Here is a 25596-nt window from a genome sequence, read left to right on the forward strand (position 1 = left end):
GCCCTACCCCGCCAACGAGGCTTCTTAGCAGCCGAGGTCAGCGAGCGAACACCCGCCGCCCCGCGAACCACGTCTCCACGACCTCCGTCGCTGCCACCTCCGCCGTCCGGAACGGATCACGGTCGAGCACCACAAGATCCGCCGAACGCCCCGGTGTCAACGACCCCGTCACGTCATCGAGGCCGCAGGCCCGCGCCCCGCCCAGGGTGAACACCTCGATCGCCTCCGCCAGGGTGATCGCCTGCTCCGGCCACAGCGCCCCCGGGCGGCGACCCTGCGGATCCTGCCTGGTCACCAGGCCCGCGATCCCCTCCCACACGTTCGGCGACTCGCTCACCGGCCAGTCCGACCCGCCCGCGACCAGCGCGCCGCTGTCCAGCAGGGCGCGGTTCGGCTGCATCCGCGACGCGCGCGGGCCGGGCAGCACCGACGCGATCGCCTCCGGGATCACTCCCGGCACCCACAGGAACGGCGAGATGTCCGCCGCCACCCCCAGCGACGCGAACCGCGGGAGGTCGTCCGGGTGCACGAACTGGCCGTGCGCCACCTGGAACCGCGTCTCGGTGTACCCCGCCGCCCGCACCTGCGCCACCGCGTCGAGGAACTGCCGCACCGAGGCGTCACCCGTGCAGTGCACCTTCGCCGAGAAGCCCGCCGACGCCGCTTTGAGCAGCCAGTCCGTCAGCTCCTCGGGCGGCATCGTGGTCGAGCCGTGGAAACACGCGCCGTGGTCGTCGTCGGGCAGGTACGGCTCGAGGAACGCCGCCGTGCGGGTCGGGGGTACGCCGTCGAGGAAGATCTTCACGAAGTCCGGCCGGTGGTGCTCGGTGCGGTAGCGGCCGGCGACCTCCAGCAGCGGCATGCCGACCGGGTCGAACCCGAAGACCGGGTCGTTGACCAGCACCGACGTCACCACCCACGCGGCCAGCTCCCCGGCCGAGTCCAGCGACTGGAGCGCGCCCAGGATGTCCGTGGACACCCCGGCGTCCTGGAACGCGGTGACGCCGTAGCCGTGCAGGATCTCGATCGCCCGCTGGGAGGCGCGCCGGTGCTGCTCCGCCGTCAGGCCGCCGGTGACGCGCTCGACCAGCACCCCCGCGGCCTCCAGCAGCAGCCCGGCCGGCGCGCCGTCGTCGCGGACGATCACGCCGCCGGGCGGGTCCGGGGTCGCCGCGGTGATCCCGGCGAGCTCCAGGGCTCGGCTGCTCACCCAGCGGTTGTGGCGGCTGTCGTCGGCCAGCGAGACCGGCCGGCCGCCCGCGGCGTCGTCCAGCGCGCGCCGGGCCGACGCGGACGACAGCGTCCCGACCAAAGTGGACGCCCATGCCCCGCCGGTCAGCCACTCGTCCGGTCCCAGCGACGCGGCGCGCGCCCGGACGGCGTCGAGGATCTCCTCGAGACCCGCCTCCGCGCCGAAGCTGAGTTCGAACAGCTCCGCGCGCCCGGCCATCGCGTGGTGGTTGTGCACGTCGACCAGTCCGGGCAGGACAACCGCCCCGCCGAGGTCGACGACCTCCGTGTTCGGGCCGCGGCCGACGTCTTCGAGCGCGGCGATCTTCCCGTCGGCGACGGCGAGCGACGACGCCCACGGCCGCGTGGCGTCCACTGTGTACACCACGGCGTTGGTCAGGATCAGGTCGGCGGCCACGGCTCAGGACCCCGCCGGGTCGAGCTCCGCCGGGTGCACGGTGGTGCTCAGCAGCCGGCCGTGCGCGCCGAAGGTGAAGTGAGTCGGACGCCCGTCGCCGTCGAGTCCGAAGAGGACACCGTGGGAACGCAGCGCCCGGGCGTCGCGGTGGTCGGCGATCGTCACCGACGCGCACGGGATGACCTTCTCCCGCCAGGTGAAGACGTGGATCCCGGGCCGCACCCGGTAGCCGGTGTTCTCGTCGGTGTCGGCCAGCCCACGCTCGGGCCCGGCCAGGCACTGCCAGGTGTACCAGTGCGGGCTGAGGTAGACGTGCTCGTAGGCGTGCTGCTCGCTGTAGACCCACAGCACCCGCCGCCCGACCAGCGCCGTGCTCGGCGCCATCACCTCCCCGCGGACCTCGACGCCGTCGATCGTCGCCGTCCGGAACTCCTGGGTGACCCGCGGGGTGCCCGTGTCGCCGATCCGGGTGGTGATCACGAGCGCGCGGCCGTCGCGCACGTCGAGGACCAGCGAAACGGCTTCGCGGGCGTCCGGAACGGGCTGGACGTAGTACAAGCCGTCGTCGACGAGGAACGCTTCGCCGCCGTTCCCGGTGAAGACGACGGCGCCGTCGTCGTCACGGAGAACGAACTCACGGCCGTCCAGGTCGGTGGTGACGGGCGCCTTGTTCGCGTCGAAGCCCGGCGCGAGGCCGTCGAGGGGGAGCCAGGTCGAGGTGTCGGAGAGAGTGCTCACCCCGGTCAGTCTCGCGCGTCGCCGCGCCGGGCGGAACCGCTCGTGCGGGGGCGGACAACAAGGCTGCACTCGACGCCAACCACCGGGACGTGCCCGCGGTGAGGATGGGCGCATGCGAACCGAACTGGCCGGGAAGGCGGTGCTGGTGACCGGTGGCGCGTCGGGAATCGGGCTGGCGTGCGTGCAGGCGTTCCGCGAGGAGGGCGCGCGGGTCGGGGTGGTCGACCGGATGCCGGGCGAGGGGGTGGCGGTCGCGGACGTCACCGACGAGCCCGCCCTGGTCGCGGCCGTCGACACCGTCGCGCGGCGGCTGGGCGGCCTCGACGTCGTCGTCGGGTGCGCCGGGATCTCCGGCCCGGTCGGCAAACCCCTCGCCGAGACGACCGCGGCGGAGGTCGCCGCGGTGCTCGCCGTCAACGTCACCGGGCAGTTCCTGCTGGTCAAACACGCGCTGCCACACCTGAAGGACGGCGGCGCGGTCGTGCTGCTCGGCAGCGACTCGGCGTTCACGGCCGCGCCGGGCATGGTGCCCTACTGCGCGTCGAAAGGCGCGGTCGTCGCCCTGACCCGGGCGCTCGCGGTCGAGGTGCCGGGCGTGCGGGTGAACTGCGTCTGCCCGTCGGTCGTGGACACGCCGATGGCGCGCGCGGACCTCGGTGACGTGCTCGACGACCCGGCGTTCCCGGTCCAGGCGGCCGCCGACGTCGCCCGGCAGGTGCTGTTCCTCGCGTCCCCGGCTTCCCGGCCGGTCAACGGCCAAGCCCTGCTCGCCGACTTCGGGATGTCGGCCCGCTCCGCGTTTCCCGCCTAGGAAAGGATCCACAGTGGACACAGTTGTCGCCGTCACCGGCGGAGGCACCGGCATCGGCGCCGCGGTCGCCCGCCGCTACGCGAGCGAGGGTGCGCGCGTGGTTGTGCTCGGACGCCGTCGCGAGCCGCTCGAGAAGGTCGCCGCGGAGACCGGCGCGCACGTCATCACCTGCGACGCGAGTGTGCGGGACGACGCCGAGCGCGCGGTGGCCGAGATCGTCGGCCGCTACGGACGGCTGGACGTCGTCGTGGCCAACGCGGGCGGTCACGGGTTCCACTCGGTCGCCGACACCGGCGACGACGAGTGGGAGCTCGCGCTGCGGTCGAACCTCTCGAGCGCGTTCGTGCTCTGCCGGGCCGCGCTGCCGTCGCTGGTCGAGACCGGCGGGCAGGTCGTGGTGGTGTCGTCGCTGGCCGGGCTGTTCGCCGGGCCGAACGTCGCCGGCTACACCGTCGCGAAGCACGCGCTGATCGGCCTGACCCGTTCGATCGCCCGCGACTTCGGCCCGCGCGGCGTCCGCGCGAACGCCGTCTGCCCGGGCTGGGTCCGCACGCCGATGGCCGACGCAGAGATGGCCGAGTTCGCCGCCGCGGCCGGTTTCGACGGTGGCCACGACGAGGGATATCGCCGGGTGACGGCCGAGGTCCCGCTGCGGCGCGCGGCCGAGCCGTCGGAGATCGCTTCGGTGGTGCGGTTCCTGGGCTCACCGGAGTCGTCGTACATCACGGGCGCGGTCCTGGTCGCCGACGGCGGCGCGCACGCGGTGGACCTCCCGACCCTGGCTTTCGAGCGCGCCGGGATGTGACGTCACCGGCCCAGGTAGGCGGCGTGGAGCGTGGCGGGGGCGTCCAGCAGGGTCCGGGCGTCCCCCGCGTACGTGACCCGGCCGGAGGAGACCACCAAGGCGTCCTGGGCCACCCCCAGCGCGGCCTGCGTGAACTGCTCCACCAGCAGGATCGCCGTGCCCTCGGCCGCGAAGCGCGTCACCACGGGGAGCAGGCGGGTGAAGACCACCGGCGCGAGGCCCAGCGACATCTCGTCGATGAGCAGGAACGCCGGCCGGGCCGCGAACGCCCGCGCCAGCACCACCATCTGCTGCTCGCCGCCCGACAGCAGCGCCGCGGGGGAGTCGCGGCGCTTGTCCAGCTCGGGGAACAGGTCCAGCACGGCCTCGAGCTGCACCGGCGTGCGCGCGGTCAGGCGGAGGTTCTCCAGCACCGTGAGCCCGGGGAACACCGCCCGGCCCTGCTCGATGTGCGCCAGCCCGAGCCGCGCCCGCGCCACCCGTGACTGCCGCGTGACGTCGACGCCGCCCACGTGGACGCGGCCGGCGGCGCACGGCACCACCCCCGACACCGCTTCGAGCAGGCTGGTCTTCCCGGCGCCGTTCGGCCCGACGAGCGCGGTGATGCGGCCGGGCTCGAGGGTGAACCCGACGTCGCGGATCACCGGGCCGGCGCCGCGCTTCACGGTCAGGCCCTCGACTCGCAACACGTTCACAGCAGCTCCGTTTCGCCCATGTACGCCTTCAGGACGGCCGGGTCGGCCAGCACGTCCGCCTGCGGCCCGCTCGCCAGGACCTCGCCGAAGTCGAGCACCGTCAGCCGGTCGCACACCGACCGGACGAGGTCGAGGTCGTGCTCGATGAGCAGCACCGACACGCCGAACCGCGCGGGGACCTGACGCAGCCGCCGCCCGAACGCCACGTGCTCCTCGTGCGGCAACCCGGCCGCCGGTTCGTCGAGCAGCAGCACCCGGGGCCGCGCCAGCAGGTGCCCGACGACCTCGACGAGCCGCCGCGCGCCGGCGTCCACTCGCGACAACGGCGTCCGCGGTGAAGGGCAGCCGAAGAACTCCAGCGCGTCGGCGACTTCGGTTTCCGGGAGCCGCCGGCGGGCGACGAACCGCACGTAGGCCCCGACGGTGAGGCCCGGCGGGACGCGGTCCTGCTGGAACGTCCGCCGCAGCCCGGCGCGGGCCCGCCGCGTGGGGGAGCCGGTCAGGGGACGGCCGTCGAGCGTCACGGTTCCGGTCGCCCTCGGCAGGAACCCGCTGATGACGTCGACCAAAGTGGACTTCCCGGCGCCGTTGGGCCCGATCACGCCCAGCACGCCGTGTTCCGGCACCGAGATGTCCACCTCGGACAGTGCCTTGACGTGTCCGAACGAGACGCTCAGGCCGCGCACCTCCAGCACCGGGCCGCCCAGCGGCAGCGGCTCGGCCTCGGCGACGTCGGTGAGCCCGAGGCCGGCCGGCCCGCGGGACCGGTGCCAGAGGTTCCGCCAGGCCGTGCCGAGGTTGCCGCGCCCGGCGAGCGCCTGGATCCCGAGCACACCGAAGATCACGAACCCCCAGTCCTGCGGCACACCCCAGCGCTTGAGCAGCTCTGGCACGGCGACCCAGAGCAGCGCGCCGAACACCGCCATGTCGATCAGGTGCGCGCCGGACATGATCGCCAGCACGTACAGCGCGAGCGACTGGATCGAGGTGAAGCTCGCCGGGAAGGCCAGGCCGACCTGGCCGGTGAGCAGCCCGCCGCTGATCCCGCCGAGCGCGGCGCTGACCGCGAACGCCGTCAGCTTCGACGTCCGGACGCCGGCGCCCACCGCGGCGGTGCCCCGTTCGGAGAAGGCGACCAGGTGCCAGCTGCTGCCCCAGCGGCCGCGGCGCAGGAAGTGCACCACGAGCCCGCATACGACGAGCACCAGCACCGCGAACAGGAAGTAGGACCGGTCGTCGGAGAACGCGTCCGGCCGTTCGACCGAGAGTCCCTCGGTGGCGCCCGGGAACTGGATCTGCACCAGCGTCAGGTCGGCCGCCGCGGCGAGCCCGAGCGTCACGACGGCGAGCGTGATGCCGCGCAGCCGCAGGGCGGGCAGCCCGACGAGCACCCCGGCCAGCGCGGCGGCCAGGCCGCCGAGGAGCAGCCACACGACGAACCCGCCCGGCACGCCCGCGACGTTGCACGCCGAGACGACGAACGCGCCGACCGCGGCGAAGGTCAGCTGGCACAGGGAGATCATCCCGGCGGTGCCGGTGACCACCCCGAGCCCGAGCAGGGCGATCGCGGCGACCACGGCGCTGACGCCGAGGTAGACGAAGTACCCCTCCAGCCCGACGCTCAGGGCGTAACCCACGCCGATGGCGACGGCCGCGACGAGCAGCGGCAGCCCGAACCGCTCAGCGAGCCGCATCCCACACCTCCTTGCGCTGCGTCCACAGCAGCAGCGCCACGATGACCAGGAACGGGAGGAAGTACCGCAGCACCGACAGCCGGTCGGACTGGGCCACGGCGCCCTGGGCCATGCCCAGCACCAGGCCGCCCGCCACGGCCAGGTCGAGCCGCCGGAACCCGCCGAGCAGCGCCGCCGCGGCCGCCGGCACCACCAGCATCGCCAGCGACGTCGGGTCGTTCGACTGCGACGGCGCGACGATCGACACGGCGAGCGTCGCGATCACCCCGGTCGCCGTCCACACGCCGACGGAGAGCGGCCGGGCGGGGATGCCCAGCAGCTCCGCCGTGGTCGGCCGTTCCGACAGCGCCCGCAGCCGGACGCCGAGTGTGGTGCGGGCCAGCACCGCGCGGCAGCCGAGCGCCACGAGCACCGCGAGCGCCACCGTGACCACGGTGACCTGGCTGACGACCACTCCGCCGAGGGTGAACGCCGGCCCGGCCAGCAGCGGGTGGAACGGCTGCGGCTTGTTCCCGAAGAGGATGAACGCCAGCGAGATCAGCAGCAGGAGCACGGCGACGGTCACCGCCGACCGTGTCCCGGTGTCGGCCTCGGCGAGCCAGGTCGAGACGATCCAGCCGAGCACCGCGCTCAGCAGGCCGCCCAGCACGATCCCGGCGAGCGTCGCCAGCCACTCGGGAAGTCCTAAGTGGACGGCGAGGAACACCGCGACGTAACAGCCGAACATCCCGGTGGCGGACTGCGCGAAGTTGACCACGCGCACCAGCCGCGACATGAGCGTCAGGCAGACCGCGAGCACCGCGTAGAGGCCGCCGGCGGCCAGCCCGGCCAAAGCGCCCTGGAGCATGAGTGTCCTCCTAGGACCGGGGGATCCGGAGCCAGTCCTGCGCCGCCAGCTCCCAGCGATTCGTCCCGGAAGCCAGCTTGATCGGCCAGCCCGCGGTGTTGTCGTGGTGGGTCGGCGCGGGCCCGAAGACGTACGGCGTCCCGACCATCGGGTCGCTGACCGGTTTCATCTCGCGCAGCGCCTTGGTGACCGACTCTCGGGTGATGTCACCCTTGATGCCGCGCACGACGTCGAGGAAGTACTTCGCCGCGAGGTATCCGCCCTGGCTGAACGACGTCAGCGGGATCTTGTTCTTCGTCATCAGTTCGCGCCAGTCCTTCGTCTGCGGGCTGCCGGCGTCGGTGAAGGGGTAGAACTCGGCCGGGACGTACACCCCGGCGCCGGCGTTCGAGATCGCCTTGGCGTAGTTCTCGCTGTAGACGCTGGTAAGCAGCAGCCACGTGACGTCGGTCCAGCCCTGCGCCTGCGCGGCCTTGAGCTGGCCGATCGAGTCGGGCTCGACCGGGTTGACGGTGATCGCCTTGCAGCCGGCCGACCGCGCCTTGACGACGTAGGAGGTGTAGTCCGAGCCGCCGTAGGGGACGGTCGAGTCGACGTACTTCAGCTTCTTGCCGGTGATCTTCGTCCACTCGTCGATCGCCGCCTGGTAGGCCGGGAGCGTGTTGCCCGCGATCTCCAGCAGCGCGCAGATGTCGGTCAGCTTCAGCACTTCCGAGCCGTAGAGCAGGGTGAGCGTCATGTCGTGGAACGGGCCGACGTTGACCGGCGCGATGTTCGGGCTGGCGAAGCAGGCCGGGTCGACGCCGATGCCCTGCACCGAAAGGATCTTCTGCTGCTCGTAGTACTTCGAGTTGATCTCGCACTCGATGAGGCTCGACGATCCGACGAGCGCGACGGCGTCGTCGCCGCCGACCACCTCGCGGGCGGCGGCCGCGGCCGCCGCCGGGTCACCCTTGTCGTCGATCGCCTTGTACTCGATCTTCCGGCCGTTGACCCCGCCGGCGGCGTTGGCCGCGTCGAACACGGCCTTCGCCGCCTGCGAGGCCTCGGGGAACGTGGCCGCGCCGCTCAGCGCGTTCACCGAACCGACGACGATCGGGCCGCCGCCGCCCGCGCCGGACCCGGCGCAGCCCGCGGCGAGCAGGGTGGCGGCCACCAGGACGGGAAGGATCTTTCTCATGAGTTCTCCCGGGCCGCGGCCACGACGGGCGCGGAGTCGACGATCTGCTCGAACGAGAGGACTTCGCCGCCGTCGAAACGCCACAAATGTGCGACGCGGGCGGTGAAGGACTTTCCGGTGCCGCGGTGGGTCCCGGTGTAGGTGCCGACGCCGACGACCGTCTCGCCGGCGTCGAGGAGCTCGGCGAGGGTGAAGCGGTAGCCGTCCCAGTCGCGCCCGATCGCTTCGAAGACGTGCTCACGGACTTCGTCGGGCCCGGTGTAGGTCCCCGCGTAAGGGAATCCGGCGGCCTCCGTCCACTGTGTCTTCGGGCCGAGCGGGGCGAGCATGCCCGGCAGGTCGCCGCGGTCGCTGGCGGCGTAGTGCGCGCGGATGACGTCCAGGTTGGACACTTGCGGCTCCTTCAGACGGGCTGGGCGTCGGGGTAGCTGACCGAGCCGAGCGGGTAGACGTGGCCCCCGGCGCGGGAGTGCTCGGACCGGCCGTCGCCGGTCAGGCCGAGGAAGACGCCGGTGGTGCGCAGGGCGTAACCGAGGTCGTGCAGCCACACGCTCGCCACGGCGATCCGGAACTCCCGGAAGCAGAAGAGGTAGAGGCCGCCGGCGAACTTCCACACGGTCGAGAGGTCCATGTCGCCGTGGCCGCGCTGCACACCTTCGAGGCACTGCCAGGCGTAGCGCTCCGACGAGACGTAGACGTGTTCGTAGAGGTGGTCGGGGCTGTAGCGGTAGAGGTTGCGCTTCCCGATGAGGTCGCGGGAAGGGCCCGGCACGTCCCCGGTGGGCGGCCCGCCGTCGGTGACCCCCGCGGAGAACCGTTGGGAGACCCGGGGAACCACGTCTTCGGCGCCGATCACGGACCGGACGGCAAGTGCGCGATGCGTCGCCGTCGAATACACGACGGTCAGCGCTTCGCCTTCGACGCTGGTGAGCGGCAGGTTCACGAAGAAGACGTCGTCGCGCACGGCGACCGCGTCGTACGGGTCCTCGACGCCGTTGTGGACAACGGTTTCCGCGTCCTTGAAGCTCAGCGCGAGAACTTCACCGTCGTCGAGGGTGATCGTGACTTCGCGACCGGAGAGGTCGGCGTTCGGCAGGCGGTAGGTGGCGATCCCGGCGGCGAACTCGTCGTAGGTGCGCCAGCCGTCGGTGGGGGCTTCGGGCATGGGCCCATCGTCGGGTCGGCCCGCCCGCCCGGCGAGCGGTCACGCGCCCGCGGACAACAACCCGTCGCGCACGGTCAACTCGCGCCGCAGCTCGCTCGGCGCGCGGCCGAACGCCGTCTTGAACACCCGGCTGAAGTGCGCGGCGTCGACGAACCCCCAGCGCGCCGCGATGGCCGCGACCGGGCGGCCCGCGTACACCGGGTCGAGCAGGTCGCGGCGGCAGTGCTCGAGCCGCCGGGTGCGGATCCAGCCGGACACGGTGGTGCCCTGCTCCTGGAACAGCCCGTGCAGGTGCCGGGTGGAGATGAAGTGCTCGGCCGCGATCCGCGCCGGGGTGAGGTCGGCGGAGTGCAGGTTCGTGTCGATGTGCGCGCGGATCCGGCGCATCAGCTCGTGGTGCGGGTCCGCCTGGGCGTGCGCGAGGTCGAGCTCGGTCGCGACGAGCGTGGAGAGCAGGTCGACGGCGCTGTGCGCGAGCCGCGCGCCCGCCGGGCCGGCCAGCTGCTCGAGGTTGCCGCCGAGCTGGGCGAGGAACGGCACGACGACGTTGCCGACCCCTTCCTTGCCGGACATCCGCACCGCCGTCAGCCGGCCGACGAGCTCGGCGGGCAGGTCGATCAGCCGCTGCGGGAACATCACCACGAGCGTGCGGAAGTCCTCTTCGAACACCAGCGAGTACGGCCGGTGCGTGTCGTAGAGGGCGACGTCGCCGGGGCGCAGCACGGCCTGGCGGTCGTCCTGCACCAGCAGCCCGGTGCCGGCGAGGATCAGGCTCAGCTTGTAGAACCGCCGTTCGCCGCGTGCGATCAGCTCGGGCGTGCGCTCGACGACGTGGGGCGCCGCGGTGACCTCGGAGACCTGCACCTCGTCGGCGCCGGCCGAGCGGATCCGGCCGCGGAACGTGTCGCCACCCGCGGTGACGCGCAGGGGGACGAACGACTGCGAAACCGCGGTGCGGAACTCGGTGAAGTCGCGGGCGATGAGGGTCGTGGGGGCGGACACGGGGTCACCTCGCAGCGTTGAGAGGGAGCAGTGTCGTATACGATAAGCGATACGATCTTCGCCGACAATGCTCCGGGCGCCCCGACGTAGGATCCCTCGCGGGGGGAGGGTGATGGACGCGTTCGGGACACGGTTGCGCCGGCTGCGGCGCGCGGCCGGGCTGACCCAGGAAGCGCTGGCCGAAAAGGCGGGGCTCAGCGCGCAGGCCGTCGGCGCGCTCGAACGCGGCGCCCGCCGGTTCCCGCACCGCGAAACGCTCGACCGGCTCGCCGACGCGCTCGACCTCACCGACGACGACAGGGCCGCCTTCACCGCCGCGGCCGCGCGGCCCGGAACCCCTGCGGGCACGGCCGTCGTCCCGCGGGAGCTGCCCGGCGGAGTGGCCGCGTTCACCGGCCGGGACGCCGAGCTCGAGCGGCTGCTCGGGTTCTTCGAGGCGCCCCGCCAAGGCGTGGTCGTCGCCATCGCGGGGATGGCCGGGATCGGCAAGACGGCGCTGGCGCTGGAAGCCGGGCACCGGCTCGCCCGGCGCTTCCCGGACGGATCACTGCACCTGGACCTGCGCGGGCACGCGGCCGACCCGCCGGAGCCGCTCGACCTGCTCGACCGGCTGATCCGGGAGCTCGGCGGGGAACCGCCGACACCGTTGTCGCTCGAAGCCGCGTCGGCGCGCTTCCGCACCCTGCTCGCCGGGAAGCGGGTGCTGCTGGTCCTCGACAACGCCCGCGACGCCGGGCACGTCGCACCGTTGCTGCCCGGGGCGGGCGGCTCGGCGGCGATCGTCACCAGCCGCGTCGCGCTGCCCGACCTGCCGCAGGCGCACCAGGTGCTGCTCGACGTGCTGCCCGAGCCGGACGCGCTGCGCCTGCTGGCGGCGGAGATCGGCGCGGACCGCGTCGCGGCCGAACCCACGGCGGCCCGGGCGGTGGCGCGGTTGTGCGGTCACCTCCCGCTGGCTCTGCACCTGGCCGGGGCGCGGCTGGCCACCCGGCCGCACTGGCCGGTCGCGCACCTCGCGCACCGGCTCGACGACGAACGCCGGCGGCTCGACGAAACGGGTGTCCGGGCCAGCTTCGGGCTGGCGTTCGGCGCGTTGGACCCGGTCGCCGCCCGCGCGTACCCGCTGCTGTCCCTGCTCGACGTCCCGGAGCTGTCGGTGGCGGTCGCGAGCCGGCTGCTCGACGCGCCGGAGCGGGAGACCGAGGAACTGCTGGAGCGGCTCACCGACTGCCACCTCCTGACCACACCCGCCCCCGGCTGGTACCGGCTGCACGACCTGCTGCGGCTGTACGCCCGCGAGCACGCGGCGCGGCTGCCCGGGCGCGAACGGGCCGCGGCGGTCACCCGGGTGGTGGAGCTGTGCGCGGCGATGGCGTGGCAGAGCATGGCGCTGGTCTCGGCGGCGTCGCACCGCCACGACTGGGCGGCGGGGCGGTGGACCGGCGCGGGTCCGACGTCGGCTTCGGCGGACGAGGTGTTCGGCTGGCTCGACCGGCACCAGGCGCACCTGGTCACGGTGGTGCGGCAGGCCGCGGCGACACCGGGAGTGCCGCCCGAGACGATCGCCGCCGTCGGGCTGGGCCTGTACGAGTACCACCGGGCGCGGGCACGCTGGCGTGACGCGATCCAGGTCGACGAAGTGGCGCTCCAGCTGGTCGACGGCGTCGACCCGGTGGCGGCCGCGACCCTGCGCAACGACCTCGGCGTCGCCGAAGCCGAGCTCGCCCACGGCGGTGAGGCGGCCGACTTCCGCCGGGCGTACGCCCACCTCCGGCGGAGCCTCGCGGACTGGGAGGCGATCGGCGACGAGCGCCAGCTCGCCGGCGCGCTCAACAACCTGTGTTTTGTGTTCGGCCTCGGCGACGACGTCGAGACGGCGATCGAGTTCGGCGAGCGGAGCCTGGCGCTGAACCGGTCACTGGGCCTGGCGCACGTCGAGACGTTGAACCTGGTCAACCTGGCGGTGTTGTACGGCCGTCAGGGTGACCGCGGCCGCGAGCTCGCGTACTCCGCCGAAGCCGTCTCGGTGGGCAAAGACACCGGAGACGTGCGAGGGATGGCGTACGGCTGGATGCGCATCGGCATCGTGCACCGGGAGGAAGGTCAGTACGCCTCCGCCGTTTCGGAGCTGAACCGGAGTGCCGCACTCTGGCGCGAGGCCGGCGTCCGGCTGTACGAGGCGATGACGCTCGCCGAGCTGGGCCGCGCTCACCTGGGCGCGGGCGCCCGCGACCGGGCGCGGGAGGTGCTCACGGAAGCGCTGGAGATGCTGGGGGAGTACGGCGGTGAGGCGCACGTGACAGCGGTCCGGGCCGAGCTGGAAGCGTTGTGACCACGGCCGTCAAGTAGGGCCGGGGCCGGTGGGTGGCGTGGCAGGTGATCGTTCCGGCGTGCGGCGCGCAGGTGAGGAGCACGGTGTCGCGGACCCGCTCGACGAAGACCAGGTGCGTCGACGGCTCGTCGGCCGCGGCGGGCGTGCCGGTGAGGACGGTCGCCGCGAGGAGCGCGGCCGGAAGCGTCATCCAGGCGGTGGTCACCGGTGCCTTCCTCGTCCGGGAGCTGCGGGCAGCCGATCTTCGCCCGGACGAGGTGGGGCGCGACAGCGACAACCTTTACGAAGGACCTCTACAACCGCCGCGCTCAGGCGACCGTGTCCTCGGCCAAGCTCCGCAGCAGCGCGGCGAGGCCGTCCGGTGCCCGGCCGTCCAGCCTCGCGCTCGTCACCACCGGCGCGCCCGACTCGTAACACCGGCGGAACCCCGCCTGGCCGAGGCGACGCCACAAGTCGTGGTCCTCCCCGGTCGCCCTCGGGCCGAAGCCGCCGACGACGTCGAAGGCGTCCGCCCGGACGCCGAGGTTCGCGCCGTAGACCGAGCCGTGGCCCTCCGTCGTGCGTGCGTGGTCCAGGAGGTGCTCGTACTGCGAAAGCGCCCGGGCCGACGAGCTGAACGGCGCGGACAGCTCGGCCGTTCCGGCGATCGCGTGGTATCCCTGCCGTGCCCGGGCCAGGTGGGCGCGCGCCCAGCCCGGCGTCACGCGGGTGTCGGCGTCCGTGCTCAGCAGCAGCGTCCGCGCGGCCGGGGCGCCCAGTGCCGAGCGCACCCGGGCGACGCCCAGATCGCGGACCTCGCCGATGGTCCGCGGCGCCGTGTTGACCACCACCTCGACCGGCCCGAGCGCCGTGCAGGCCACCGCCGCCGTCGGGTCGGCGCAGCGGTCGGCGACCACGCAGACCGTGCGGGCGATCCCCGCGGGCAGCCGCCGCAGCGCTTCGCCGATCGCCCGCAGGCACGTGCCGATCAGCTCTGCCTCGTCCCGCGCGGGGACGACCACGCCGACCGCCGAGATCACCGGCGCCTCAGCACGTGCAGCAGGAACTGCTCGTCGGTGTGCTCGACCAGCGGCTCGAGCGCCGGGTGGGCGAGCAGCCGGGCGTGCGCGTCGCGGCCGTCGCGCGGCGCCTCGGGCGCCCACGGCAGCCAGTGCACGGCGAGCAGGTGCCCGCCCGGCCGCAGCGCCGCCACCGACGCCTCGACGGTCTCTTCGAGCGCCCGATCGTCCAGGTAGTACAACAGTTCGCTGTACACGAGCAGGTCGACCGGGCCCGCCGGGATCGCGGCGGGCACCGCTCCGATGTGGACGTCCACATGGGACAGACCGGCGACGGCGGCGCGCGTGCGCTCGGCCGCGGCGGGCACCGGGTCGAACGCGACCAGGTGGCCCGCCCGGTCCGCCAGCTCCCGGGTCAGCGCCCCGACGCCGCAGGCCGGCTCGACGACCTCGGCGTAGTGCTCGTCGGGCAGGCACGCGAGCACCATCGCGCGCTTGCGCCGCTCGTACCATTTCGTGCCCACCGACCACGGATCCTCCGCGGCGGCGTACAGCGACGCGAACCGGCTCACCGGCGCCGACGTCCGCGGCGGTTCGCGGAAGAACACCTCGGCGCCGCCGGAGAAGTGGGCCAGCACCTCCTCCGGCAGGATCGGCTCCTCACCGCGCGGGCCGGGCTTGAGCTGCGAGGTGAACGTCCCGATGGCGGCGGCCTTCGTGTCCCGCTCGGCTTCCGTGAGCCGCAGCGACCGCGCACGGTCCCAGGGGATCGCCGGGTCGTCGAGACGCAGCCAGTGCCACAACCAGATCGGGTACGACCAGCACTGCGCGGGCACCGGCGCCGCCGCGAGGGCCGCCCGCGCGGCGGCCTGGTGGTCGGGGTGCGGGTCGCCCGGCCACGGCAGCAGGCACAGGTCGTGGCCGGCGGCGTGCTCACGCAGGACGGCCGTCAGCTCGTCCTCGTGCGCGGCCAGATCGGAGTCCGGGAGACCGGCCCAAACCGGCTCGACCTCGGAAAGCCCTTGCGCCCGAAGGGAATCCCGCAGCTCGCGCCGGCGCGTCCGGGCCAGCTCCCGCCGTTCCGCGGCGTCGGCGGCCGGGAACGCCGCTTCGCCGTCGGTCGCGACGACGAGCGTCACCGCGGTGCCCGCCGTGTGCAGGCGCTGCAGCAGGCCGCTCGCGCCGAGCGTCTCGTCGTCCGGGTGCGCGGCGACCACGAGGGCCCGCTCGAACGGCTCCGCCGGCCAGCCGGGCACCGTCCTCATGCCGCGCCCAGGACGTCCCGGCCGAGCGCGGCGAGGTCCCGCTCGGCGTGGTGCTGGCGGACGTACACCGGCAGATCGGCGACCCGCTGCGCGAAGCGCCGGTCCCGGCACGCCGGCGTCGGCCCGGTCACCTTGAGCGCGCGTTCCAGCACCTCGACGGCGGTGCGTTCCGCCGCGGCCCGGCAGGTGCCCGCGACCAGCGCGTCCACCTCGCCCCGCGAGGCCTGGGCGAGCACAGCTTCGGCTTCGCTGAGCGCGGTGTGCATGGCGCCGACGTGGGCCAGCTGGTGCTCGTCCGCCCCGCCGCGATCGCGCAGGTACGCGAGCACACCGTCGAAGACGCCCGCGGCGCCGCCCAGCCAGACGGCCGCCACACCGGCGCCGCCGAGGGCGAACCCCAGCCGAGTCACGTACCAGCCCGGTGGCCCGACGAGGGTGCCGGGCACACCGTCGAACACGACGTCACCGCTGTCGGAGGCGTCCATCCCGACGGCCTGCCAGGTGTCCGGGTGCCGCCGCACGCGCGGATCGGCCAGGTCCACCTCGACGAGCCGGTCGCCCGCCGCGACCAGGACGCGTTCGAGCAGGGACAACCCGGAGCAGAACCGGACCGTGCCGGTCAGCACGTCGTCTTCCAGCACCGCGCCGGTGCCGCCGGACTTCGCCGCCCAGACGCCGTAGAGCGCGCCGGGAACGGGGGAGCGGCCCGCTTCGGCGAGGATCGCGACGGCGTCGGCGTGCCCTTCGGCGAGGCGGGCCAGCGTCAGGTCGCGCCGGCCGAACGCCGCCAGCGCGGCCCAGCGCTCCGCCGTCCGCTCGCCGGGCAACGGCAGGTCGAGCGCGCCCGCGGCGTGCAGCGAACGCAGTTCGGCGCCGACGGACGCGGAGGTGCGCGGCGACGAGAGGGGTTTCGGCGGGGTGTCCGCCAGCAAGGTGCTCACAAGATCGGCGAGTACCCCCGTTCCCGCGGGTTACGCGGGCGTGTGAACGGTTTCCGGGCCGGGCATCCTCGGGACATGACACGAACCCGCGCCTACCGCGACGGCGCGCTGCTGAAGGAAGACTTCCCCGTCGAGGAGGTTTCCGACTTCCTGGCCGAACCGGACACCGCGGTGTGGGTGGACCTCTGCGCACCGTCCGAAGCGGACCTGGCCCAGCTCGCCGAGGAGCTGGGCCTGCACCGGCTGGCCGTCGAAGACGCGGTCCAGGAGCACCAGCGGCCGAAGCTCGACCGCTACGACGGGCACGCCTTCCTGACCGCCTACGCCGTCGACTTCCGGGCGGAGAGCGGGCGCGCGACGACCTACGAGCTCGCCGCGTTCGTCACGCCGCGGGCGCTGGTCACCGTGCGCAAGAACGACGGGTTCGACATCGAGGCGGTCGTGCGCCGCTGGGACGACGGGACCGACCTCGCGAAGGCGGGCGTGCCGTTCCTCCTGCACGGCTTGCTGGACTACGTCGTCGACGGGCACGCCGAGTCCGTCCAGGCCCTCGACGAACAGGTCGAAGCCCTGGAGGACCTCGTGTTCGACGAGCGCCCGGACCAGTCCGAGCTGCAGCGCCGCTCCTTCCGGCTGCGCAAGAGCCTGACCGCGCTGCGCCGGGTCGTGCTGCCGATGCGCGAGGTGGTCAGCTCGCTGATGCGGCCGGACCTGCGGCTGGCCGACGAGCTGACCCGCCCGTACTTCGAGGACGTCCACGACCACGCGCAGCAGGCCGCGGAGCAGACCGAGGCGCTGCGGGAGCTGATCGCGACGGTCCGCGAGACCCAGCTCAACCTGCAGGGCAACCGGCTGAACCTGATCATGAAGAAGGTCACCGGGTGGGCCGCGGTGATCGCGGTGCCCACCGCGGTGACCGGCTTCTACGGCCAGAACGTGCCGTACCCGGGGAACGGGGCGATGAGCGGGTTCTGGACCTCGGCGATCCTCTTGGTGGTGCTGTCGGTCGGGCTGTATGCGCTCTTCAAGAAGAAGGACTGGCTATGACGCGGGCACCGGGCCGCCGCGTCGGATGAGCTCCCGGCCGCGCTCGTGGTCGTCGTCGGCCTCGTGGGTGAGGACGCCGACCGCCGCGCCGTCGCGTTCGTACCAGATCGTGAAACCGCCACCGTCGTGCGCGACCGGGCGGGCGCGGTCGAAGCCGTCACCCCAGGCCGCGTACTTGAGCACGCGGTCGCCGATCACCGACCAGAAGCCCGGCACCTCGTCCCACGACGCGTCCTGACCGGCCGCCGTCCGGCCGGCCACCTCGCCCATCGCGAGGCCCTCACCCCAGTGCTCGACGGCCAGCGCGCGGCCGGCCGCCGGGTTGTGGGCGAAGGCGACGTCGCCGGCGGCGAGCACGCCGGGCGCGCTGGTGCGCAGGTGCTCGTCGGTGCGGATCCGGCCCTGCTCGATGGTGAGCCCGGCGGCTTCGGCCAGCCCGATCCGCGGCCGGACGCCGGTGGCGAGCACGACCAGTCCCGCGTCGAGGATCGGCACCACGTCGGTCCGGACCCGGTAGCCGTCCTCGATCGACTGGAGCTTCGTGCCGCGCAGCACGCTCACGCCCTCGGACTTGAGCCACCGCAGGAGGAATTCGCCCGCCTCGTGGCCGAGGCGCCGCTCCTGCGGGACGTCGTCCGGGCACACGACCGTCACCTGGAGCCCGAGGCGGTTCAGGCTCACCGCGGCCTCACAGCCGATGAACCCCGAACCCACGACGATTGCGCTCCGGACGCCGGCCGCGGCCTCGCGCAGTTCGCGGGAGTCGGCGGCCGACCGCAGGATCCGCACGTCCGGGTGATCGGCGCCGGGCACGTCGGGCCGTGCGGGCTCGGCGCCGGTGGCGAGCACACACGTGGTGAACGGGTGCTCGACCCCGGCGGCCGTGCGGACGTGCCCGGTTCCCAGCTCGACCACCGGGTCGCCGACGCTGACGGTGACGTCGCTCCCGGTCAGGAAGTCCTTCTCCAGCAACGAGAGCTCGTCTTCGCCGCGCAGGAACTCCTTGGACAGCGGCGGGCGTTCGTAGGGCGGGTCGGCGTCGGCGGTGAGCAGGCGGACGGCTCCCGTGCCGCCCGCTTCCCGGTAGGCACGGGCGGCGGACACGCCGGCCGGCCCACTGCCGACGACGACCAGGTTCTCGGCATCCATGCCCAGGGGTACCCGCTGGGCGCGCCGCGCACACCCGAGCCGCCGGCCTTCCACAGTGGAGTGTCCATAGTGGACGCACGACGAAGGCCGGCGGCGCGGGTGTCAGCGGACGTCGTACCGCCGTTCAGCCGAACGGGTCAATGTGGCCGGATGGCCTGGGAGGGAAGGAAAGACTCGCGAGCACCGCCTGGGAAAACGTGCTTCGGCACGGGCGCGGCTGGTTGCTCAACCGTTGCCGCTCAGCTTAGTGCAGCTGCACTATGCTGAGCCATCCGGTGTGCACACCGGGGCGGCGCCGGGGCGCCGACAACCGAAGAAACGGGTGGGGCGATGGGTGGGGCGATGGTCGACGGCGGGCGCCCGGGTGCGGGCGCTTCGGGCGTGGGCGAGGCGGGGGAGCAGGAGCTGCGCCGGCTGCTGTCCGGCCTGACCGCGGTGCGCGACGGCGACTTCGGCATCCGGCTGCCCGGCGGCGCCGACGGTCTCCTCGGGGAGATCGCCACGGTGTTCAACGGCATGGCCGACCAGCTGTCGCTGTTCACCTCCGAGGTCACCCGCGTCGCGCGCGAGGTCGGCAGCGAGGGGCAGCTCGGCGGGCAGGCGAAGGTCCCCGGCGTCTCCGGCACGTGGAAGGACCTCACCGACTCGGTCAACGCCATGGCCGGCAACCTCACCACCCAGGTCCGCGACATCGCCCAGGTCGCGACGGCGGTCGCGAAGGGCGACCTCTCGCAGAAGATCGACGTCGACGCCCGCGGCGAGATCCTGGAGCTGAAGGATACCGTCAACACGATGGTGGACCAGCTGTCGTCGTTCGCGGACGAGGTCACCCGGGTGGCGCGCGAGGTCGGCAGCGAAGGCCGCCTCGGCGGCCAGGCCCAGGTGCCCGGCGTCGGCGGCGTGTGGCGCGACCTCACCGACTCGGTGAACTTCATGGCCGGGAACCTCACCGACCAGGTCCGCAACGTCGCCCAGGTGACCACGGCGGTGGCCAAGGGCGACCTGTCACAGAAGATCACGGTCGACGCCCGGGGTGAGATCCTCGAGCTGAAGAGCACGATCAACACGATGGTGGACCAGCTGTCGTCGTTCGCGGACGAGGTCACGAGGGTGGCCCGCGAGGTCGGCACCGAGGGACGGCTCGGCGGCCAGGCCGACGTCAAGGGCGTCTCCGGCACCTGGCGCGACCTCACCGACTCGGTGAACTTCATGGCGGGCAACCTGACCGACCAGGTCCGCAACATCGCCCAGGTCGCCACCGCGGTCGCGAAGGGCGACCTGTCGCAGAAGATCAACGTGACGGCCCGCGGCGAGGTCCTGGAGCTCAAGGACACGCTGAACACGATGGTGGATCAGCTGTCCGCGTTCGCGGACGAGGTCACCCGGGTGGCGCGCGAGGTGGGCACCGAGGGCCGGCTGGGCGGCCAGGCCGACGTCAAGGGTGTCTCCGGCACCTGGAAGGACCTCACCGAGTCGGTCAACGTCATGGCCGACAACCTCACCGCGCAGGTCCGGTCGATCGCCCAGGTCACCACCGCGGTCGCGCGCGGTGACTTGTCGCAGAAGATCCGGGTCGACGCGCGCGGCGAGATCCTCGAGCTGAAGGACACCATCAACACGATGGTGGATCAGCTGTCCGCGTTCGCGGACGAGGTCACCCGGGTGGCGCGTGAGGTCGGCACCGAGGGCAACCTGGGCGGCCAGGCGACCGTCCGCGGCGTGTCCGGGACCTGGAAGAACCTCACCGACAACGTCAACGTGATGGCGTCCAACCTGACCGGCCAGGTCCGCTCGATCGCGCAGGTCGCGACGGCGGTCGCGCGCGGCGACCTTTCCGGCAAGATCACCGTCGAGGCCAAGGGTGAGGTCGCGGCGCTCGCCGACGTCATCAACACGATGGTGGACACGCTGTCCGCGTTCGCGGACGAGGTCACCCGGGTGGCGCGCGAGGTCGGCACCGAAGGCATGCTCGGCGGCCAGGCGCGCGTGCCGAACGTCGCGGGGACCTGGAAGGACCTCACCGACAACGTCAACTCGATGGCGAACAACCTCACCGGGCAGGTCCGCAACATCGCCCAGGTGACCACCGCCGTCGCCCAGGGCGACCTGACCCGCAAGATCGACGTCGACGCCCGCGGCGAGATCCTCGAGCTCAAGACCACGATCAACACGATGGTCGACCAGCTCTCCGCGTTCGCCGCGGAGGTCACGCGCGTCGCGCGCGAGGTCGGCAGCGAAGGCCGCCTCGGCGGCCAGGCCGAGGTCGAAGGTGTGTCCGGCACCTGGAAGCGGCTGACGGAGAACGTCAACGAGCTGGCCGGGAACCTCACCCGGCAGGTCCGCGCGATCGCCGAGGTCACCAGCGCCGTGGCCGAGGGCGACCTGACCCGCTCGATCACCGTCGACGCCTCCGGTGAGGTCGCCGAGCTGAAGGACAACATCAACTCGATGGTCGAGTCGCTGCGCGAAACCACGCGGGCGAACCAGGAACAGGACTGGCTCAAGTCGAACCTGGCCACGATCACCGGGCTGATGCAGGGCCGCCGCGACCTCGCCGTCGTCGCGGCCGCGGTGATGGACGAGCTCGTCCCGCTGGTCAACGCCCAGTTCGGCGCGTTCTACCTGGCCGACGACACCGCCGAGGTCCCCGAGCTGAGGCTCGTCGGCGCGTACGGCCACCCGGAATCCGGCGCTGTCGGCGACGGCCCCGCAATCCGGTTCCGGGTCGGCCAGTCACTGGTCGGGCAGGCCGCGCGCAGCCGCCGCCCGATCGCCGTCGACGACGTCCCGCCCGGCTACGCGACGATCTCCTCCGCGCTCGGCAGCACCGCGCCGGCCAGCCTGATCGTGCTGCCGATCGTCGTCGAAGACCAGGTGCTCGGGGTGCTCGAGCTGGCGTCGGTGCACGGCTTCACCGCGGTGCACCGGGCGTTCCTCGAACTGCTGATGGAGCAGATCGGCGTCAACGTCAACAGCATCGTCGCCAACGCCCGCACCGACGAGCTGCTCGGCGAGTCCCAGCGGCTCACCGCCGAGCTGCAGACCCGGTCCGAGGAGCTGCAGGCGCGCCAGGAAGAGCTCCAGTCGTCCAACGCCGAGCTGGAGGAGAAGGCGGCGCTGCTCGTCACGCAGAACCGCGACATCGAGACGAAGAACCTCGAGATCGAGCAGGCGCGCCAGGAGCTGGAGGCGCGCGCCCAGCAGCTGACGATCGCGTCGAAGTACAAGTCGGAGTTCCTGGCCAACATGAGCCACGAGCTGCGCACCCCGCTCAACAGCCTGCTCATCCTCGCCCAGCTGCTCGCGCAGAACCCGACCCGCAACCTCACCGCCAAGCAGGTCGAGTACGCGGGCATCATCCACTCGGCGGGCTCGGACCTGCTGCAGCTGATCAACGACATCCTCGACCTGTCGAAGGTCGAGGCCGGGAAGATGGACGTCACCCCGGAGCAGGTGCCGCTGCGCGGGCTGCTGGACTACGTCGAGGCGACGTTCCGGCCGATGACCTCGCAGCGCACCCTCGACTTCCGGATCACCGTGGCCCCCGGCTCGCCGTCCGAGCTGCTCACCGACGACTCGCGGCTGCGGCAGGTGCTGCGCAACCTGCTGTCCAACGCGGTCAAGTTCACCGAGGTCGGCGGGATCGAGCTGCACATCGAGCCGGTCGAGCCCGAACGGCTGCCGCGGCCGCTGCGCGCGCACGGCCCGGCCGTCGCGTTCCGGGTGATCGACACCGGCATCGGCATCGCCGAGCACCAGCTGGAGTCGATCTTCGGCGCGTTCCAGCAGGCCGACGGTACCACCAGCCGCAAGTACGGCGGCACCGGGCTCGGCCTGTCGATCAGCCGCGAGATCGCCCAGCTGCTCGGCGGGTTCATCACCGCCGAAAGCACGCCCGGCGAGGGCAGCACGTTCACGTTCTCGCTGCCGGTCGCGCGCCCGGACTTCGCCGCGCTGCCGACGGGGGAGCACCCCGGCAAGGCCGTCTCGATCGGCGACGCGGGCACCGGGCTCGCGACGTCGGCGCCGCGGGCCCACCGGCGGCTGCTGGTCGTCGAGGAGCGCCAGCACGGGCTGCTGACGCTCGTCGCCGAAAGCGCCGCCGCGGATCTGGCCGACAGCCGGGACATCGGCATCTCCCCGGCCGACGTCGAGGTCGTCACGGCGGTCGGGACGCAGGAGGCCGCGGCCGCGCTCGCCACCGACGCCTACCACTGCGTCGTGCTGGACCTGGACCTGCCGGAGCGGGCCGCGTTCGGCTTCCTCGACGCGATGCAGGGGGACGCCGCGCTGCGGCTGGTGCCGGTCCTCGCGCACAACAGCCGCCGCCTCGACGGTGAGCTGGAGCAGCTGGTGCAGTCCCGCGCGGACGTCCAGTCGCTGGAGGTGCTGTCCGGGCTGGACGAGCTGCGCGAGCGGATCGCGCTGCACCTGTCGGCCGAGGAGCCGGGCGCGGTGCTGCCGCTGGTCCGCCCGGACGAGCCCGCCGCGCCGGTGCTCGCGGCCGACGTCGACACGACGCTGGCCGGGCGCACAGTGCTGATCGTCGACGACGACCCGCGCAACGTCTACGCGCTCACCGGGATCCTGGAGCTGCACGGGATGCAGGTGCTGCACGCCGAAGACGGCCGCAAGGGCGTGGAGACGGTGGCGTCGCACCCGGGCATCGACCTGATCCTGATGGACGTGATGATGCCGGAGATGGACGGCTACACCGCGACCGCCAAGATCCGCGCGATGCCGCGGCACGCGGCGATCCCGATCGTCGCGGTGACGGCGAAGGCGATGCCGGGCGACCGCGAGAAGAGCCTCGCCTCGGGCGCCACGGACTACGTGACCAAGCCGGTCGACGCGGACGACCTGATCGCCCGCATCAAGCGGCACGTGACGGCGTGATCGGGTGACCGCCGAAGAGGAGACGCTCCCGGTGCTCGCGCCGCCTGCCGAGGTGTCCGCCAACCTCGCCCGGCTCGCCGACACCGTCGCGCGCCTGCGCGGCGAGGTCGACCACGCGCACGCCGTCGCCGACGGCCGCGCGCTGATCGAGCTCGCCAAGGGTGTGCTGATGGAACGCCTGCGGTGCACCCCCGCCGCGGCCGCGCGGCAGCTGGAGACCCTGGCCGAGCAGGCCGGGATGACCCCGCTGGAGATCGCCGCGGACGTCGTCGGCGAGGCCGCCGAAGACCGCATCAGCGAGGTGGCGCAGGAGTTCCTGGCCCGCGCGGACGGCGAGGAGTCGGTCGCGGTGCGGCTGCGCACGGCCGAAAGCGGCGTGCTCGCGGCGGGGGACACCCAGCGCGTCGCGGAGTCCATTTTGGAGCACGCGCTGCGCCCGCTCGGCGCGACGGCGGTCGCGGTGTGGCTCGCCGGGCCGGACGGGTCGCTGACCCTGGCCGGATCGGCGGGCTTCTCCGCCGAAGAGGCGGCGCGCTGGCGGTACGTCCCGCCCGGCGTGGCGACCCCCGCCCGCAGCGCGCTGACCGAGCGCGACTTCGTCTGGCTCCCCGCGCTCGGCACCGCCGGGCTGCCCTCGATCGGGCAGCACACGCTCTCCGGCGGCGGCCGCGCCGCGGTGCCCACCGGCACCGGCGGGCGGATCATCGGCGTGGTCGAGATGTGCTGGCCGGACCCGCTGCCCGCCGAACCGGGCCGGGTGCGCCGGCAGCTGGAGGCGCTGGCCGAGCTGTGCGCGCACACGCTCGACACCTGGGACGGCGTCATCGCGCCGGTGGCCGCGGACGGCTCCGGGGACTTCCTCGGCGAGCTGGTGGCCTTCGTCGACGGCCTGCACGACCCGGCCGTACTGCTCTCGCCGTGCCTCGACGGCGGCCGGCTGAGCGACTTCCGCATCCACCACGCCAACGTCCGGTTCGCCGACCCGGGCGGGCGCCCGCGCAGCCGGATCGTCGGCACCCGGCTGCTGGAGAGCTACCCGCTCGCGGCCGAGGAGAGCGGCCTGCTGGACATGATCCAGCGCGTCTACGCCACCGGCGAGCCGTTCCGCGCCGAAAGCATGGCGATCACCACCCTGGTCGACCAGGTGCCCCTCACCGTGCTCAGCGACGTCAGCGTGACCCGGTTCGCCGGCAACGTGCTGCTGATCCTGCGCATCCAGGACGACGCGGCGAAGCTCGCCGTGCTGCTGCAGCACGCCCAGCGGCTCGGGCGCATCGGTGGGTTCGAAGAGAACGTCGTGACCGGCGCGATCACCTGGAACACCGAGCTGTTCGCGCTCTACGGCCTGCCGCCGAACGCCGCGCCGCTGTCGCTGCACGAACTGGCCGGGCACGCGCACTCCGACGACGCGCCGGCCATCGGCCGGTTCCTGCGCGCGGTGCTGCACCACCAGCGCCCGTCGTCGACGGCGTTCCGGCTGCAGCGCTCGGACGGCGTCGCACGCTACATCCGCGTGGTCGCCGAACCGGTTGTCGACGGCCGTGGTGAGCTGGTCGCGGTCCGCGGCGCCTACCAGGACGTCTCGGCGCAGCACTGGACCGAGGTGGCGCTGGCCGCGACGCGCGACAGGCTGGCCGAGACCGAGCAGCAGGCGATCGAGCGCAACCGGCTCACGCTGCAGCTGCAGCACGCGATCATGCCGCCGGCGACCGGCCCGATCGACATGCCGGGCCTGCGTGCCGCGGTCCGCTACCGGCCCGCGGAGAAGGAGCACCTGGTCGGCGGCGACTGGTACGACGCGGTCGCGCTGCCGACCGGCGACGTGCTGCTGTGCGTCGGCGACGTCGCCGGGCACGGCATCGACGCGGCGACGGGGATGGTGAGCCTGCGCAACGCGCTGCGCGGCCTCGCGGCGACCGGCGCCGGGCCGGCCCAGCTGCTCACCTGGCTCAACCTGGTGGCCTACCACCTGACCGACCACGTGACGGCGACCGCGGTCGCCGCCGTCTACGACCCGGCGACCCGCAAGCTGCGCTGGGCGCGGGCCGGGCACCTGCCGCCGATCGTGCGGCACACTGCGGGCACCGCGACGACGTTGCCGCTGATCCGCGGCTCGCTGCTCGGCGCGGTCCGGGACGTGACGTACCAGGAGGAGGAGCTCCAGCTCGACGAGGGCGACATCCTGCTGATCTACACCGACGGCCTGATCGAGCGCCGCGACCGCCCGGTGCAGGAGTCGGTGTCCCGCCTGGTGACCCTGGTGGAGGGCCACGGCGGCGGGCTGGAGCACCAGCTGGACACGCTGTTGACCTACAGCACGGCGGACACCGACGACGACACCTGCGTGGTGGGTATCGAGGTCACGCGGGGCAGGTGAGCGGGT

Annotated in this window: 19 protein-coding genes; 6 read left to right on the plus strand and 13 right to left on the minus strand. The window is 73.2% G+C overall.

Features of this window, described 5'->3' with window-relative positions; all coding sequences use genetic code 11:
* Positions 1–37: 37 nt before the first annotated feature.
* Positions 38–1648: an amidohydrolase gene (locus ACZ63J_RS05135; protein WP_465399660.1), complete on the minus strand. Its 1611-nt coding sequence runs from the start codon at positions 1646–1648 to the stop codon at positions 38–40.
* 3 nt (positions 1649–1651) lie between these two features.
* The gene (locus tag ACZ63J_RS05140; protein ID WP_465399659.1) at positions 1652–2386 is read right to left on the minus strand and encodes a MoaF C-terminal domain-containing protein; all 735 of its coding nucleotides are present in this window, start codon (positions 2384–2386) and stop codon (positions 1652–1654) included.
* A gap of 112 nt (positions 2387–2498) precedes the next feature.
* On the opposite strand from ACZ63J_RS05140, the gene ACZ63J_RS05145 reads away from it, so the two are divergent.
* Both ACZ63J_RS05145 and ACZ63J_RS05150 read left to right on the plus strand, forming a co-directional pair.
* Complete coding sequence (locus ACZ63J_RS05145) at positions 2499–3197, plus strand: SDR family NAD(P)-dependent oxidoreductase (protein ID WP_465399658.1); 699 nt, start codon at positions 2499–2501, stop codon at positions 3195–3197.
* Positions 3198–3210: 13 nt separating this feature from the next.
* Positions 3211–4002 (plus strand): SDR family NAD(P)-dependent oxidoreductase, encoded by a 792-nt coding sequence (locus ACZ63J_RS05150; protein ID WP_465399657.1) that lies wholly within the window; start codon positions 3211–3213, stop codon positions 4000–4002.
* 2 nt (positions 4003–4004) lie between these two features.
* Here ACZ63J_RS05150 and ACZ63J_RS05155 read toward each other — a convergent pair whose 3' ends face one another.
* The 7 genes from ACZ63J_RS05155 to ACZ63J_RS05185 are packed head-to-tail and all read right to left on the minus strand — an operon-like array spanning position 4005 to position 10585.
* Positions 4005–4697 carry an ABC transporter ATP-binding protein gene (locus ACZ63J_RS05155; protein ID WP_465399656.1) on the minus strand — a complete coding sequence of 231 codons (693 nt, stop codon included), beginning with the start codon at positions 4695–4697 and terminating at the stop codon, positions 4005–4007.
* Positions 4694–6391, minus strand: a complete 1698-nt coding sequence (locus ACZ63J_RS05160; RefSeq protein ID WP_465399655.1) for a branched-chain amino acid ABC transporter ATP-binding protein/permease — start codon at positions 6389–6391, stop codon at positions 4694–4696. The genes ACZ63J_RS05155 and ACZ63J_RS05160 overlap by 4 nt, the downstream gene beginning before the upstream one ends.
* The gene (locus tag ACZ63J_RS05165; RefSeq protein WP_465340470.1) at positions 6378–7238 is read right to left on the minus strand and encodes a branched-chain amino acid ABC transporter permease; all 861 of its coding nucleotides are present in this window, start codon (positions 7236–7238) and stop codon (positions 6378–6380) included. Before ACZ63J_RS05165 ends, ACZ63J_RS05160 begins: the two co-directional genes overlap by 14 nt.
* A gap of 10 nt (positions 7239–7248) precedes the next feature.
* On the minus strand, positions 7249–8418 hold the full coding sequence (locus tag ACZ63J_RS05170) for an ABC transporter substrate-binding protein (RefSeq protein ID WP_465399654.1): 1170 nt from the start codon (positions 8416–8418) through the stop codon (positions 7249–7251).
* Positions 8415–8810 carry a nuclear transport factor 2 family protein gene (locus tag ACZ63J_RS05175; protein WP_465399653.1) on the minus strand — a complete coding sequence of 132 codons (396 nt, stop codon included), beginning with the start codon at positions 8808–8810 and terminating at the stop codon, positions 8415–8417. The genes ACZ63J_RS05170 and ACZ63J_RS05175 overlap by 4 nt, the downstream gene beginning before the upstream one ends.
* Positions 8811–8821: 11 nt before the next feature.
* Entirely contained in the window at positions 8822–9583 is a 762-nt protein-coding gene (locus ACZ63J_RS05180; RefSeq protein ID WP_465399652.1) for a MoaF C-terminal domain-containing protein, read from the minus strand.
* Positions 9584–9622: 39 nt separating this feature from the next.
* On the minus strand, positions 9623–10585 hold the full coding sequence (locus ACZ63J_RS05185; RefSeq protein ID WP_465399651.1) for an AraC-like ligand-binding domain-containing protein: 963 nt from the start codon (positions 10583–10585) through the stop codon (positions 9623–9625).
* A gap of 112 nt (positions 10586–10697) precedes the next feature.
* Here ACZ63J_RS05185 and ACZ63J_RS05190 point away from each other — a divergent pair, with 112 nt between their 5' ends.
* Positions 10698–12917: an ATP-binding protein gene (locus ACZ63J_RS05190; RefSeq protein WP_465399650.1), complete on the plus strand. Its 2220-nt coding sequence runs from the start codon at positions 10698–10700 to the stop codon at positions 12915–12917.
* A 308-nt stretch (positions 12918–13225) separates the two neighbouring features.
* Here the strand turns inward: ACZ63J_RS05190 and ACZ63J_RS05195 are convergent, their stop codons facing one another.
* Genes ACZ63J_RS05195 through ACZ63J_RS05205 form a run of 3 tightly spaced genes read right to left on the minus strand, consistent with a single transcriptional unit; the run spans position 13226 to position 16121 of the window.
* The gene (locus ACZ63J_RS05195) at positions 13226–13936 is read right to left on the minus strand and encodes a glycosyltransferase family 2 protein (protein WP_465399649.1); all 711 of its coding nucleotides are present in this window, start codon (positions 13934–13936) and stop codon (positions 13226–13228) included.
* Entirely contained in the window at positions 13933–15180 is a 1248-nt protein-coding gene (locus ACZ63J_RS05200) for a bifunctional PIG-L family deacetylase/class I SAM-dependent methyltransferase (protein WP_465399648.1), read from the minus strand. The genes ACZ63J_RS05195 and ACZ63J_RS05200 overlap by 4 nt, the downstream gene beginning before the upstream one ends.
* Positions 15177–16121: an acyl-CoA dehydrogenase family protein gene (locus ACZ63J_RS05205; protein WP_465399647.1), complete on the minus strand. Its 945-nt coding sequence runs from the start codon at positions 16119–16121 to the stop codon at positions 15177–15179. The genes ACZ63J_RS05200 and ACZ63J_RS05205 overlap by 4 nt, the downstream gene beginning before the upstream one ends.
* A 75-nt stretch (positions 16122–16196) precedes the next feature.
* On the opposite strand from ACZ63J_RS05205, the gene ACZ63J_RS05210 reads away from it, so the two are divergent.
* Positions 16197–17168, plus strand: coding sequence for a magnesium transporter CorA family protein (locus ACZ63J_RS05210; RefSeq protein WP_465399646.1), 972 nt, complete (start codon positions 16197–16199; stop codon positions 17166–17168).
* On the opposite strand, the gene ACZ63J_RS05215 is transcribed toward ACZ63J_RS05210, so the two are convergent.
* Positions 17163–18317 (minus strand): NAD(P)/FAD-dependent oxidoreductase, encoded by a 1155-nt coding sequence (locus ACZ63J_RS05215; protein WP_465399645.1) that lies wholly within the window; start codon positions 18315–18317, stop codon positions 17163–17165. The genes ACZ63J_RS05210 and ACZ63J_RS05215 overlap by 6 nt on opposite strands.
* A gap of 342 nt (positions 18318–18659) precedes the next feature.
* On the opposite strand from ACZ63J_RS05215, the gene ACZ63J_RS05220 reads away from it, so the two are divergent.
* Together ACZ63J_RS05220 and ACZ63J_RS05225 are read left to right on the plus strand one after the other, a co-directional pair.
* Positions 18660–23213 (plus strand): HAMP domain-containing protein, encoded by a 4554-nt coding sequence (locus tag ACZ63J_RS05220; protein ID WP_465399986.1) that lies wholly within the window; start codon positions 18660–18662, stop codon positions 23211–23213.
* Between the two features lie 4 nt (positions 23214–23217).
* Positions 23218–25590, plus strand: a complete 2373-nt coding sequence (locus ACZ63J_RS05225; RefSeq protein ID WP_465399643.1) for a SpoIIE family protein phosphatase — start codon at positions 23218–23220, stop codon at positions 25588–25590.
* Positions 25591–25596: the final 6 nt, after the last annotated feature.

This window comes from Amycolatopsis sp. NPDC104863, from assembly GCF_055582965.1.

Coding starts and splice junctions, on each gene's coding strand:
- ACZ63J_RS05170 (WP_465399654.1), bottom strand. CDS start 8,418: ATGAGAAAGATCCTTCCCGTCCTGGTGGCCGCCACCCTGCTCGCCGCG.
- ACZ63J_RS05210 (WP_465399646.1), top strand. CDS start 16,197: ATGACACGAACCCGCGCCTACCGCGACGGCGCGCTGCTGAAGGAAGAC.
- ACZ63J_RS05160 (WP_465399655.1), bottom strand. CDS start 6,391: ATGCGGCTCGCTGAGCGGTTCGGGCTGCCGCTGCTCGTCGCGGCCGTC.
- ACZ63J_RS05215 (WP_465399645.1), bottom strand. CDS start 18,317: ATGGATGCCGAGAACCTGGTCGTCGTCGGCAGTGGGCCGGCCGGCGTG.
- ACZ63J_RS05190 (WP_465399650.1), top strand. CDS start 10,698: ATGGACGCGTTCGGGACACGGTTGCGCCGGCTGCGGCGCGCGGCCGGG.
- ACZ63J_RS05165 (WP_465340470.1), bottom strand. CDS start 7,238: ATGCTCCAGGGCGCTTTGGCCGGGCTGGCCGCCGGCGGCCTCTACGCG.
- ACZ63J_RS05200 (WP_465399648.1), bottom strand. CDS start 15,180: ATGAGGACGGTGCCCGGCTGGCCGGCGGAGCCGTTCGAGCGGGCCCTC.
- ACZ63J_RS05145 (WP_465399658.1), top strand. CDS start 2,499: ATGCGAACCGAACTGGCCGGGAAGGCGGTGCTGGTGACCGGTGGCGCG.
- ACZ63J_RS05180 (WP_465399652.1), bottom strand. CDS start 9,583: ATGCCCGAAGCCCCCACCGACGGCTGGCGCACCTACGACGAGTTCGCC.
- ACZ63J_RS05220 (WP_465399986.1), top strand. CDS start 18,660: ATGGTCGACGGCGGGCGCCCGGGTGCGGGCGCTTCGGGCGTGGGCGAG.